This is a genomic window from Pseudomonas sp. Cab53, from assembly GCF_018325965.1.
GTDB classification, from domain to species: Bacteria; Pseudomonadota; Gammaproteobacteria; order Pseudomonadales; family Pseudomonadaceae; genus Aquipseudomonas; species Aquipseudomonas chlororaphis_E.
In genome coordinates, this window is sequence record NZ_AP021902.1 from 462126 (window position 1) to 475250 (window position 13125).

General features: G+C 63.5%; 9 protein-coding genes. All 9 read left to right on the forward strand.

What is annotated here, in order from left to right:
- Positions 1 to 75 precede the first annotated feature (75 nt).
- The 9 genes from KI241_RS01985 (at position 76) to gltB (ending at position 13117) form a co-directional block, all read left to right on the forward strand.
- A complete protein-coding gene (locus KI241_RS01985) occupies positions 76 to 1140 on the forward strand; it encodes a pilus assembly protein PilM (RefSeq protein ID WP_047736134.1) in 1065 nt (354 codons plus the stop codon).
- Positions 1140 to 1706, forward strand: coding sequence for a PilN domain-containing protein (locus tag KI241_RS01990; protein WP_042731989.1), 567 nt, complete (start codon positions 1140 to 1142; stop codon positions 1704 to 1706). Before KI241_RS01985 ends, KI241_RS01990 begins: the two co-directional genes overlap by 1 nt.
- Positions 1703 to 2326: a type 4a pilus biogenesis protein PilO gene (gene pilO, locus KI241_RS01995; protein ID WP_042731988.1), complete on the forward strand. Its 624-nt coding sequence runs from the start codon at positions 1703 to 1705 to the stop codon at positions 2324 to 2326. The genes KI241_RS01990 and pilO overlap by 4 nt, the downstream gene beginning before the upstream one ends.
- Positions 2323 to 2868, forward strand: a complete 546-nt coding sequence (locus KI241_RS02000) for a pilus assembly protein PilP (RefSeq protein ID WP_047736133.1) — start codon at positions 2323 to 2325, stop codon at positions 2866 to 2868. The genes pilO and KI241_RS02000 overlap by 4 nt, the downstream gene beginning before the upstream one ends.
- The gene (gene pilQ, locus KI241_RS02005; protein WP_042731986.1) at positions 2865 to 4961 is read left to right on the forward strand and encodes a type IV pilus secretin PilQ; all 2097 of its coding nucleotides are present in this window, start codon (positions 2865 to 2867) and stop codon (positions 4959 to 4961) included. Before KI241_RS02000 ends, pilQ begins: the two co-directional genes overlap by 4 nt.
- Positions 4962 to 4965: 4 nt before the next feature.
- Positions 4966 to 5484 carry a shikimate kinase AroK gene (aroK, locus tag KI241_RS02010; RefSeq protein WP_042731985.1) on the forward strand — a complete coding sequence of 173 codons (519 nt, stop codon included), beginning with the start codon at positions 4966 to 4968 and terminating at the stop codon, positions 5482 to 5484.
- Positions 5485 to 5628: 144 nt separating this feature from the next.
- Complete coding sequence (gene aroB / locus KI241_RS02015; RefSeq protein ID WP_042731984.1) at positions 5629 to 6729, forward strand: 3-dehydroquinate synthase; 1101 nt, start codon at positions 5629 to 5631, stop codon at positions 6727 to 6729.
- A 10-nt stretch (positions 6730 to 6739) separates the two neighbouring features.
- Entirely contained in the window at positions 6740 to 8317 is a 1578-nt protein-coding gene (locus KI241_RS02020) for an AAA family ATPase (RefSeq protein WP_212803300.1), read from the forward strand.
- A gap of 351 nt (positions 8318 to 8668) precedes the next feature.
- Complete coding sequence (gene gltB / locus KI241_RS02025) at positions 8669 to 13117, forward strand: glutamate synthase large subunit (RefSeq protein WP_042731562.1); 4449 nt, start codon at positions 8669 to 8671, stop codon at positions 13115 to 13117.
- The last annotated feature ends 8 nt before the right edge of the window (positions 13118 to 13125 follow it).

Genomic DNA, 13125 nt, shown 5'->3' on the forward strand with positions numbered 1-13125 from the left:
CCGTCGGACCGGAGTGATTGAACGCAACGCATATTAGAGAGTCCGTAACTCACGGATAGTCATAGGGAATTGGTAGTGCTACGACTCTTCAATAAAAAAACCCATGCACTTCTGGGGATCGACATCAGTTCAACGTCGGTGAAGCTGCTGGAGTTGAGCCGCCAGGGCGAGCGCTACCGCGTCGAGTCCTACGCGGTGGAACCGCTGCCGGCCAATGCCGTGGTCGAGAAGAACATCGCCGAGCTCGAAGGCGTGGGCCTGGCGTTGTCGCGGGTTCTGGTCAAGGCCCGGACGCCCGTGCGCAGCGTGGCGGTGGCCGTGGCGGGGTCGGCGGTGATCACCAAGACCATCGAGATGGACGCCGGCCTGTCCGACGACGACATGGAAAACCAGCTCAAGATCGAGGCCGACCAATACATTCCCTATCCGTTGGATGAAGTGGCCATCGACTTCGAGGTCCAGGGCGTGTCGCCGCGCAGTGACGAGCGGGTCGAAGTGCTGCTGGCGGCCTGTCGCAAGGAAAACGTCGAGGTCCGCGAGGCCGCGCTGGCGCTGGCCGGGCTGACGGCCCGGGTGGTGGACGTGGAGGCCTATGCGCTGGAACGTTCGTTCGGCCTGCTCGCCACGCAACTGGCCGCGTCCCAGGAGCGCCTGACCGTGGCGGTGGTCGACATCGGCGCGACCATGACCACCCTCAGCGTCCTGCACAACGGGCGCATCATCTATACCCGCGAACAATTGTTCGGTGGCCGCCAACTCACCGAGGAAATCCAGCGCCGCTATGGCCTGACGCCCGAGCAAGCCGGCCTGGCGAAGAAGCAGGGCGGCCTGCCCGACGATTATGTCGGCGAGGTGCTGCAACCCTTTCGCGAGGCGCTGGTGCAGCAGGTGTCGCGTTCCTTGCAGTTTTTCTTCGCCTCGGGCCAGTACAGCGCGGTGGACCATATCCTGCTGGCCGGCGGCACGGCCTCGGTCACCGGTCTGGACCGACTGATCGAACAGCGCCTGGGCACGCCGACCCAGGTGGCCAACCCGTTCACCAACATGGCCCTGAGCAGCAAGGTCAATGCCGGTGCGCTGGCCAGTGACGCGCCGGCACTCATGATCGCGTGCGGGCTGGCCCTCAGGAGTTTCGACTGATGGCGCGGATCAACCTCCTTCCCTGGCGCGAGGAACTGCGCGAGGAACGGCGCAAGCGTTTCCTGCTGGCGTTGGTCGGTGCGCTGGTCGGCGCGGTCGGCGTGACGCTGATTGCCGTGCAATACATCGACAGCGCCATCGACCATCAGGTGGCCCGCAACACCCATCTTTCGGAACAGATCGCCGTGCTGGACGAGCGCATCAAACAGATCGGCGACCTCAAGGCCCGTCGCCAGCAGTTGCTGGAACGCATGCGCATCATCCAGGACCTGCAAGGCAACCGGCCCGTCAGCGGGCGCATCTTCGACCAATTGACCAGGACCCTGCCGGACGGGGTTTACTTCACCGAAGTGAAGATGGAAGACGGCACGCTTTCCATCAAGGGGGCCGCCGAGTCCAACAACCGGGTCTCGGACCTGATGCGCAACCTCGATTCATCGGACCTGTTCGATACCCCCAGCCTGACCGAGGTCAAGGCCACCACGGCCGGTCAGCTTGACCAGGCCAACGTTTTCCAGCTGACGGTCCGCCAGACCCGTCCAGTCGATGCGGAGGACGCCCAATGAAGCCGGGGGAATGGCTGGAGGCCCTGCGCAAGGTCGATTTGCGCGAGCTCGACACCAATAACGTCGGTTCCTGGCCGGCACCGATCAAATGGCTGGCGGGCATCCTGCTGGTGGCCATGGTGCTGGGGTTGGGCTACAACTTTGCCTTGAGTGACCTGGAGAACCAGCTGCAGCAGGTGCGCGAGGAAGAAAACACCCTCAAGGAACAATTCGCGGGCAAGGCCCACATGGCGGCGAACCTTGAGCGTTACACCGAGCAGATGAAGCAGATGGAAGCGTCTTTCGGCGTGCTGTTGCGGCAGTTGCCCAGCGACACCGAAGTGCCGGGCCTGCTGGAAGACATCACTCGCACCGGCCTGGGCAGCGGCCTGGAGTTCGAGGAAATCAAGCTGCTGCCGGAAGTCACCCAGCCGTTCTACATCGAGTTGCCGATCCAGATCACCGTCACCGGCGGCTACCATGACCTGGCGACGTTCGTCAGCGGCGTGGCCGGGTTGCCCCGGATCGTCACGCTGCACGATTTCGAGATCGCGCCCATGGAGCCCGAGGCGGGCGCCAAGCTGCGCATGAGCATCCAGGCCAAGACCTACCGCTATAACGAGCAGGAGGCGCAGCCATGAGCACGGCGTCTCGCGTTTGCCTGCTGGCGGGCCTGCTGGCATTGACGGGCTGCAACAACGACGACGGTTTCAGCGACCTGGATGCCTACATGAACGAAGTGCGCCTGCGTCCGCCCGGAAAGATCGAGCCGACGCCGACGTTCAAGCCTGCGCAAACCTTCACCTACAGCGCCGCCAACCTGCGCAGCCCGTTTTCCCGACAGATCCGGGTGGACCAGGCGGGCCGCCAGCAGGGCTCGCGCAACGTCCGGCCCGATCCCAACCGGGTCAAGCAGTACCTGGAAGGCTTCAATATCGAGCAATTCGAAATGGTCGGCACGATCTCCAATGCCAGCGGTTCCTTCGCGCTGCTGCGCGGCGCCAGCGGGGTGCATCGGCTAAAGGTTGGTGACTACCTGGGGCGCAACGACGGACGGATCGTCGCCATTACCGCCACTGAGGTCGATGTGATCGAAATCGTTCCCGATGGCGAGGGCGCCTGGCTGGAGCGACCACGGACCATTCCCTTGAAAGAGCACTCATTAGTGGAAACCCAACAATGAACAGGATTTTTTCAGCCTTTGGTGTTTCGCTAGGGATAGCGCTCTTATCACCGATGGTTCATGGGGCCGGCCTGAAGACCCTGGACGTGGCGGCGCTGCCGGGCGACCGCGTCGAATTGAAACTCTCCTTCGACGGGCCGCCGCCGACGCCGCGGGGCTACACCACCGAACAGCCGGCGCGGATCGCCCTGGATCTGCCGGGCGTCACCAATCAACTGGCGAGCAAGAGCCATGACCTGGGCGGCGGCAATGCCCGCAGCGCCACCGTGGTCGAAGCAGGGGATCGCACCCGGCTGATCATAGGGCTGACTCAGTTGGCGCCGTATAACACCCGCATCGAGGGTAACAACCTGTTCGTGGTGGTGGGCAAGGGCGCGGTTCCTGCGATAACCCCTGCGACAGCCCCCGCGCCGGCCGCCGCGGCGCCGCGCCCGGCGCTGGCCAGTGCGACTCCGGTGAAGGCCCGCGCGCCGGCGGGCAAGGCGATTCGCGGGGTGGACTTCCAGCGTGGCACCCAGGGCGAGGGCAATGTCGTGATCGACTTGTCCGACCCCGCCATCGCGCCGGATATCCAGGAGCGTGAAGGCAAGATCATCCTCAATTTCGCCCGCACGCAGCTGCCCGAACCCCTGCGGGTGCGCCTGGATGTGAAGGATTTCGCCACCCCGGTGCAGTTCGTCAATGCCAGTGCCGGCACCGACCGGGCGACGATCAGCATCGAGCCCAGTGGCACCTTCGATTATTCGACCTACCAGACCGACAACAAGCTCACCGTCAGCGTCCGGCCCATGACTGTCGAGGACTTGCAGAAGCGCAATGCCGATCGCGCCGCCTACAGTGGTGAAAAGCTTTCCCTCAACTTCCAGGACATCGAGGTGCGCTCGGTCCTGCAACTGATTGCCGATTTCACCAACCTGAACCTGGTGGCGAGCGACACGGTGCAGGGGGGCATCACCCTGCGGTTGCAGAATGTGCCGTGGGACCAGGCGCTGGACCTGGTGCTCAAGACCAAGGGCCTGGACAAGCGCAAGGTCGGCAACGTGCTGCTGGTGGCGCCGGCCGACGAGATTGCGGCGCGTGAGCGCCAGGAGCTCGAATCCCAGAAGCAGATTGCCGACCTGGCGCCGCTGCGCCGGGAGCTGCTGCAGGTCAACTATGCCAAGGCCGCGGACATCGCCAAGCTGTTCCAGTCGGTGACCAGCGCCGAGGCCAAGGCCGATGAGCGTGGCACGATCACGGTCGATGAGCGCACCAACAACATCATTGCCTACCAGACCCAGGACCGGCTCGACGAGTTGCGTCGGATCGTCGCGCAGTTGGATATCCCGGTGCGTCAGGTAATGATCGAGGCCCGGATCGTCGAGGCCAACGTCGACTACGACAAGAACCTGGGCGTTCGCTGGGGCGGTTCGATACAGAACCAGGGCAACTGGAACTCTTCCGGGGTCACGTCCGGGACTTCCACGACCATCGGCACGCCGGGGAGTACGGGCACCAACCAGCCGTTCGTCGACATGGGTGTGTCAGGCAACACCTCGGGGATCGGCATTGCGTTCATCACCGACAACGTCCTGCTGGACCTGGAACTGACGGCGATGGAGAAAACCGGCAACGGCGAAATCGTTTCCCAGCCCAAGGTCGTGACCTCCGACAAGGAGACGGCGAAGATCCTCAAGGGCACGGAAATTCCCTACCAGGAAGCCAGCTCCAGTGGTGCTACCTCGGTGTCGTTCAAGGAGGCCTCGCTGTCGCTGGAAGTCACGCCGCAGATCACGCCGGACAACCGCATCATCATGGAGGTCAAGGTCACCAAGGATGAGCCTGATTACCTGAACAAGGTGCAGGAGGTGCCGCCGATCAAGAAAAACGAGGTCAATGCCAAGGTGCTGGTCAACGACGGCGAGACCATTGTGATTGGCGGGGTTTTCTCGAATACTCAGAACAAGGTTGTAGATAAGGTGCCATTTCTTGGCGATGTGCCGTATCTTGGCCGCCTTTTCCGGCGTGATGTGGTCTCGGAGAAAAAATCTGAGCTGCTGGTGTTCCTCACTCCGCGTATCATGAACAACCAGGCGATTGCTGTGAGTCGTTGATTCTGTGCGAAATTTGATTCTTGTAGGGCCGATGGGCGCTGGAAAAAGCACCATCGGCCGTTTGCTGGCCAAAGAGCTGCGCCTGCCGTTCAAAGATTCCGACAAGGAAATTGAATTGCGCACGGGCGCCAATATCCCATGGATCTTCGACAAGGAAGGCGAGCCGGGCTTTCGTGACCGTGAGCAGGCGATGATCGCCGAGCTGTGCGCGTTCGAGGGCGTGGTGCTGGCCACCGGTGGCGGCGCGGTCATGCGCGAAGCCAATCGTCGGGCGCTGCATGCTGGCGGACGGGTGGTCTACCTGCACGCGTCGGTCGAACAGCAGGTCGGTCGCACGGCACGCGACCGAAACCGGCCGTTGTTGCGCACCGCCGATCCGGCCAAGACCCTGCGCGACCTGCTGGAGTTGCGTGATCCGCTGTACCGGGAGATCGCCGACCTGGTGGTGGAAACCGATGAACGGCCGCCGCGGATGGTGGTGCTGGACATCCTTGAGCGCTTGCAGCAACTGCCTCCCCGTTAATGCGCCTGGCGAAATGCGCTATCCTCGACGTCCCGTCGTGGCCCGCTTGGGGCGTGGCGTATGGCCATTGGGCGGCGTCGTATCACCGTGGACTTTCGTTAATTGCAGGCAGGACGCCTGATTCCATCTTCACTGTGGGGACACATGCAGACACTTAAGGTCGACCTGGGCGAGCGCAGCTACCCGATTCACATTGGCGAAGGTTTGCTGGACCAGCCTGAACTGCTGGCGCCGCATATCGCCGGGCGACAAGTGGCGATCATCTCCAACGAAACCGTCGCCCCCCTGTACCTGGAACGCCTGGCTCGCACCTTGTCGGCCTATTCGGTCATTTCCGTGGTACTGCCCGACGGCGAAGCGTTCAAGAACTGGGAAACCCTGCAACTGATCTTCGATGGCCTGCTGAGCGCGCGGCACGACCGCCGCACCACGGTCGTGGCCTTGGGGGGCGGTGTGATCGGCGACATGGCCGGCTTTGCCGCCGCCTGCTACCAGCGCGGCGTCGATTTCATCCAGATCCCTACCACGCTGCTGTCCCAGGTCGACTCCTCGGTGGGCGGCAAGACCGGCATCAACCATCCGCTGGGCAAGAACATGGTCGGTGCGTTCTATCAGCCCAACGTGGTGCTGATCGACACGGCCACCCTCAACACCCTGTCGGCCCGCGAGCTGTCCGCCGGGTTGGCGGAAGTCATCAAGTACGGGCTGATCTGCGACGAGCCGTTCCTGGGCTGGCTTGAAGAGAATGTCGACCGCCTGCGAGCCCTGGATCAGACGGCCCTGACCTACGCCATCGAGCGCTCCTGCGCCGCCAAGGCCGCGGTGGTCGGTGCCGACGAACGGGAGTCGGGCGTGCGTGCCACGCTCAACCTGGGTCACACGTTCGGCCACGCCATCGAAACCCACATGGGCTATGGTGTCTGGCTGCATGGCGAGGCCGTGGCGGCGGGGACGGTCATGGCCCTGGAGATGTCCGCGCGGCTGGGCTGGATCAGCGAGCAGGAGCGTGATCGCGGCATTCGCCTGTTCCAGCGTGCCGGGCTGCCGGTGATCCCGCCCGAGGAAATGACCGAGGCGGATTTCCTCGAACACATGGCAATCGACAAGAAAGTGATCGACGGTCGTCTGCGTCTGGTGCTGCTGCGCCGCATGGGCGAAGCGGTAGTGACCGACGATTATCCGAAAGAGGTTCTACAGGCCACGCTGGGAGCGGACTACCGCGCCCTGGCTCAGCTTAAAGGTTAATAAGATTCCGATGACTAGTTTGCATGCCGACGAGGCGTTCCTCGGCCATTTCCAGTTGAGTCACGACCCTTTTGCGCCACGGGTCCCGGGCTTCAAGTTCTTCCCTGCCCAGCGCAAGCCGGTGCTGGGCCAGTTGCATCACCTGGCGCGTTACAGCCAGTTGCTGCTGGTGGTCACCGGTCCCCAGGGCAGCGGCAAGACCTTGCTGCGCCAGGCCCTGGTGGCCAGCACCAACAAGCAGTCCGTGCAGAGCGTGGTGGTGTCTGCCCGCGGCGCCGGCGATGCCGCGGGTGTGTTGCGCCAGGTGGCCGAGGCGCTGAATGTGGCCCAGGCCGAAATCGGTGCGATTCTCGACCAGATCGTGCAACTGGCGCTGACCGGGCAGGAAGTCTACCTGCTGGTGGACGACGCCGAGCAACTTGACGAGTCGGCCCTCGAAGCCCTGCTGGCCCTGGCGGCCGGCGCGCCGGAAGGCCGTCCCCATGTGTTCCTGTTCGGCGAGTCGTCGCTGATCGCCGAGCTGGATCAGCTGAGCCTCGAGGAAGAGCGGTTCCACGTCATCGAACTGGCGCCCTACACCGAGGAAGAGACCCGTGAATACCTGGCCCAGCGTCTTGAGGGGGCTGGCCGGGGTATCGAACTTTTTACCGCCGATCAGATCTCTGAGATTCACCAAAGCGCCGACGGCTGGCCTGGCAACATCAACCAGGTTGCCCGCGATGCTCTGATCGAAGTCATGATCGCCAGCCGCTCCGCGGTGAAGCGTCCAAGTATGGGGTTCAACATGCCGAAGAAACACGTATTGGCGATTTCCGCCGTGGTCGTGGTCGCGGTCGCTGCCGCCTGGCTGATGCCAGGGCGCAACAAGGCGCCTACCACGGGCACACCTGCCAACGAACAGGCACAACTGCCCCTCGGCCAGGGCACGCCACAACCTAACGGCGGCGCACCGGCGGTGGAATTTGCCGGCAACACCCAGCCAATGCCGCTGCCGCTGGTCGGCCAGTCGCAACCGGTCATGCGTGGGCCCCTGGCCGAAGCCGCCGGCGGAATCACCGAGGGTGACGATGGCGCGGCACCGCCGATCGACGACAGCAGCGACACGCCGCCGACCGTGACCACCACCGCGCCGCCAGCCGGCGTGCCGGCCGGTCCGGCCCCGACGCCAGTACCGACCCCGGCCGCCAAGCCAACCCCGGCCCCGACCCAGGTGGCCACCGCCAAGCCCGCGCCGACGCCGGCCCCGGCCGCCAAGCCCGCCGCGCCGGCGGCCAAGCCTGCGGCACCGGCCAAGGCCGCTGGCGGCAACTGGTACGCCGGCCAGGCACCGAGCAACTACGTGGTGCAGATCCTTGGCACCAGCTCGGAAGCCACCGCCCAGAACTTCGTCAAGGAGCAGGGCGGCGAGTACCGCTATTTCAAGAAAGTGCTCAACGGCAAGCCGCTGTATGTCATCACCTATGGTAGCTTTGCCAACCGTGATGCGGCTGTTTCCGCCATCAAGGCCTTGCCAGCGAAGGTCCAGGCTGGTAAACCTTGGCCTCGCACTGTCGCCAGTGTCCAACAGGAACTGGCTGCAACTCGCTGAAGATTCGGCGGCCTTACCCAGGCCGCCTCTCCCGGCAACCTCAACATTTCCACAAGGGCGAGCGACCTTTCGGGCCGCGCGCCTTGTGGTGTCTGCGTCACAGTAGCGTTTGAGTCGTCGCGGTCGGAACCCAAAAAAGTTTTGACTAGCACAGCATATAGCTTTAAACCTTTCACAAATGCGACATGAATTTGCGACAGTTCGTCGTCAAATTTGTGGGGCTTCGTGTCGGTGTGTACAATGACCTCCCTTTTGCCCCCGCAAAGCTGGCGTACGTTCGGCGCGGCATGCAACTGGTTGAATTGAAAAGAAATTTGCCTCGATTAGAGGCAGCCTGGTGAGAAAGTGTCTATGAAAGCAGGTCTGTACCAACCAGATGAATTCAAGGATAACTGCGGTTTCGGCCTGATAGCCCATATGCAGGGCGAGCCCAGCCATACCCTTTTGCAAACGGCCATTGAGGCCCTGACCTGCATGACCCACCGCGGTGGGATCAACGCCGACGGCAAGACCGGTGACGGTTGCGGCTTGCTGATTCAAAAGCCTGATGAGTTCCTGCGTGCCATTGCCCAGGAAACGTTTGGCGTGACCCTGCCCAAGCAATACGCCGTGGGCATGGTGTTCTTCAACCAGGATCCGGTGAAGGCACAGGCTGCTCGCGAGAACATGAACCGCGAGATCCTGGCCGCCGGCCTGCAACTGGTTGGCTGGCGCAAAGTGCCGATCGACACCAGCGTCCTCGGCCGCCTGGCCCTGGAGCGCCTGCCGCAGATCGAACAGGTGTTCATCGCCGGCGATGGCCTGAGCGACCAAGAAATGTCGATCAAGCTGTTCAGCTCCCGTCGTCGCTCGTCCGTGGCCAATGCCGCCGACACCGATCACTACATCTGCAGCTTTTCCCACAAGACCATCATCTACAAAGGCCTGATGATGCCGGCGGACCTTACCGCCTTCTATCCGGACCTGAGCGACGAGCGCCTGAAAACCGCGATCTGCGTGTTCCACCAGCGCTTCTCCACCAACACCTTGCCGAAATGGCCGCTGGCCCAGCCATTCCGCTTCCTCGCCCACAACGGCGAGATCAACACCATCACCGGCAACCGCAACTGGGCCCTGGCCCGTCGCACCAAGTTCGCCAACGACCTGATGCCGGACCTCGAAGAGCTCGGCCCGCTGGTCAACCGCGTCGGTTCCGACTCCTCCAGCATGGACAACATGCTGGAACTGATGGTGACCGGTGGCATCGACCTGTTCCGCGGCGTGCGCATGCTGGTGCCGCCGGCGTGGCAGAACGTCGAGACCATGGACCCGGACCTGCGGGCCTTCTACGAATACAACTCCATGCACATGGAACCGTGGGACGGCCCGGCCGGGATCGTCATGACCGACGGTCGCTACGCCGTGTGCCTGTTGGACCGTAACGGCCTGCGCCCGGCGCGCTGGGTCACCACCACCAACGGTTTCATCACCCTGGCATCGGAAATCGGCGTCTGGAACTACCAGCCGGCGGACGTTATCGCCAAGGGCCGCGTGGGCCCGGGCCAGATCTTCGCCGTGGACACCGAGACCGGCCAGATCCTCGACACCGACGCCATCGACAACCGGCTCAAGTCCCGTCATCCGTACAAGCAATGGCTGCGCAAGAATGCCCTGCGCATCCAGGCGACCATGGAAGACAACGACCATGGTTCGGCGTTCTACGACGTCGACCAGCTCAAGCAATACATGAAGATGTACCAGGTGACGTTCGAAGAGCGTGACCAGGTGCTGCGTCCGTTGGGCGAGCAGGGCTACGAAGCGGTCGGTTCCATGGGTGACGACACGCCGATGGCCGTGCTGTCGCAGCGCGTGCGTACGCCGTACGATTATTTCCGCCAGCAGTTCGCCCAGGTCACCAACCCGCCGATCGACCCGCTGCGTGAAGCGATCGTGATGTCGTTGGAAATCTGCCTGGGCGCCGAGCGCAACATCTTCCAGGAATCGCCGGAGCACGCTTCGCGCGTGATCCTCAGCTCGCCGGTCATTTCCCCGGCCAAATGGCGCTCGCTGACCAACCTCGACCGTCCGGGCTTCGAGCGTCAGGTCATCGACCTGAACTACGACGAAAGCATCGGCCTCGAAGCGGCGATCCGCAATGTGGCCGACCAGGCTGAAGAAGCCGCGCGTGCCGGGCGCACCCAGATCGTGCTGAGCGACCGTCACATCGCTCCGGGCAAATTGCCGATCCACGCCTCGCTGGCGACCGGCGCGGTGCACCATCGCCTGACCGAAAAAGGCCTGCGCTGCGACTCCAACATCCTGGTGGAAACCGCCACCGCCCGCGACCCGCATCACTTCGCGGTGCTGATCGGCTTCGGTGCCTCGGCGGTGTACCCGTTCCTGGCCTACGAAGTGCTGGGCGACCTGATCCGGACCGGTGAAGTACTGGGCGACCTCTACGAGGTGTTCAAGAACTACCGCCGCGGCATCACCAAGGGCCTGCTCAAGATCCTCTCGAAGATGGGCATCTCGACCATCGCGTCGTACCGTGGCGCGCAATTGTTCGAAGCCATCGGCCTGTCCGAAGAAGTCTGCGAACTGAGCTTCCGTGGCGTACCAAGCCGCATCAAGGGCGCACGCTTCGTCGACATCGAGGCCGAACAGAAAGCCCTTGCGGCCGAAGCCTGGAGCCCGCGCAAGCCGATCCAGCAGGGCGGCCTGCTGAAGTTCGTCCACGGCGGCGAATACCACGCCTACAACCCGGACGTGGTCAACACCCTGCAAGCGGCCGTGCAACAGGGCGACTACAGCAAGTTCAAGGAATACACCGCACTGGTGGACAACCGTCCGGTGTCGATGATCCGCGACCTGCTCAAGGTCAAGACGCTCGAGGCGCCGCTGGACGTCAGCGAAGTGGAGCCACTGGAATCGGTGCTCAAGCGCTTCGACTCCGCCGGTATTTCCCTGGGCGCCCTGTCTCCGGAAGCGCACGAAGCCCTGGCTGAAGCCATGAACCGCCTCGGTGCGCGTTCCAACTCCGGCGAAGGCGGCGAAGACCCGGCGCGCTACGGCACCCTTAAGAGTTCGAAAATCAAGCAGGTCGCCACCGGCCGTTTCGGTGTGACACCCGAATACCTGGTCAACGCCGAAGTGCTGCAGATCAAGGTGGCCCAGGGCGCCAAGCCCGGCGAAGGCGGCCAGCTGCCCGGCGGCAAGGTCAACGGCCTGATCGCCAAGCTGCGCTACGCGGTGCCTGGCGTGACCCTGATCTCGCCGCCACCGCACCACGACATCTACTCGATCGAAGACCTGTCGCAACTGATCTTCGACCTCAAGCAGGTGAACCCGCAGGCGCTGGTTTCGGTGAAACTGGTGGCGGAAGCCGGCGTGGGCACCATCGCCGCTGGCGTGGCCAAGGCCTATGCCGACCTGATCACCATCTCCGGCTACGATGGCGGCACCGGCGCATCGCCGCTGACCTCGATCAAGTACGCTGGCGCGCCATGGGAGCTGGGCCTGGCCGAAACTCACCAGACCCTGCGCGGCAACGACTTGCGCGGCAAGGTCCGGGTGCAGACCGATGGCGGCCTGAAAACCGGCCTGGACGTGATCAAGGCCGCGATCCTCGGCGCCGAGAGCTTCGGCTTCGGCACCGCGCCGATGATCGCCCTGGGTTGCAAATACCTGCGCATCTGCCACCTGAACAACTGCGCCACCGGCGTGGCGACCCAGAACGACAAGCTGCGCAAGGACCACTACATCGGCACCGTCGACATGGTGGTGAACTTCTTCACCTACGTGGCCGAAGAAACCCGTGAGTGGCTGGCGAAGCTGGGCGTGCGCTCGCTTGAGGAACTGATCGGTCGTACCGACCTGCTGGAAGTGATCGAAGGCCAGACCGCCAAGCAGCATCACCTGGACCTGAGCCCGTTGCTGGGCAGCGACCTCATCCCGGCGGACAAGCCTCAGTTCTGCCAGGTCGATCGCAACCCGCCGTTCGACAAGGGTGAGTTGGCCGAGAAAATGGTCGAGATGGCCGCTTCGGCGATCAACGACCTGAGCGGTGCCGAATTCGCCCTGGATATCTGCAACTGCGACCGTTCCATCGGCGCGCGGATCTCCGGCGAAATTGCCCGCAAGCACGGCAACCAGGGCATGGCCAAGGCACCGGTGACCTTCCGCTTCAAGGGCACCGCCGGCCAGAGTTTCGGCGTCTGGAACGCCGGCGGCCTGAACATGTACCTCGAAGGCGACGCCAACGACTACGTGGGCAAGGGCATGACCGGCGGCAAGCTGGTCATCGTTCCGCCCAAGGGCAGCGTCTACCGGACCCAGGACAGTGCCATCATCGGCAACACCTGCCTGTACGGCGCCACGGGAGGCAAGCTGTTCGCCGCCGGCACCGCGGGCGAGCGCTTCGCCGTGCGTAACTCCGGTGCCCACACCGTGGTGGAAGGCACCGGGGATCACTGCTGCGAGTACATGACCGGCGGTTTCGTCTGCGTACTGGGCAAGACCGGTTACAACTTCGGCTCTGGCATGACCGGTGGTTTCGCCTACGTGCTCGACCAGGACAACACCTTCGTTGACCGGGTCAACCACGAACTGGTGGAAATCCAGCGGATCAGCGGCGAGGCGATGGAAGCCTACCGCAGCCACCTGCAACGCGTACTGGACGAGTACGTCGAGGAAACCGACAGCGAGTGGGGTCGTGAACTCGCCGAGAACCTCGATGACTACGTGCGCCGCTTCTGGCTGGTCAAGCCGAAGGCTGCCAACCTGAAGTCGTTGCTTTCCAGCACCCGTGCCAACCCGCAGTGATATGCGCC

Bases quoted from the DNA above. Each gene is read 5' to 3' on its own strand.
- KI241_RS01990 (WP_042731989.1), top strand. From the start codon at position 1,140: ATGGCGCGGATCAACCTCCTTCCCTGGCGCGAGGAACTGCGCGAGGAA.
- pilO (WP_042731988.1), top strand. From the start codon at position 1,703: ATGAAGCCGGGGGAATGGCTGGAGGCCCTGCGCAAGGTCGATTTGCGC.
- KI241_RS02000 (WP_047736133.1), top strand. From the start codon at position 2,323: ATGAGCACGGCGTCTCGCGTTTGCCTGCTGGCGGGCCTGCTGGCATTG.
- pilQ (WP_042731986.1), top strand. From the start codon at position 2,865: ATGAACAGGATTTTTTCAGCCTTTGGTGTTTCGCTAGGGATAGCGCTC.
- aroB (WP_042731984.1), top strand. From the start codon at position 5,629: ATGCAGACACTTAAGGTCGACCTGGGCGAGCGCAGCTACCCGATTCAC.
- KI241_RS02020 (WP_212803300.1), top strand. From the start codon at position 6,740: ATGACTAGTTTGCATGCCGACGAGGCGTTCCTCGGCCATTTCCAGTTG.
- gltB (WP_042731562.1), top strand. From the start codon at position 8,669: ATGAAAGCAGGTCTGTACCAACCAGATGAATTCAAGGATAACTGCGGT.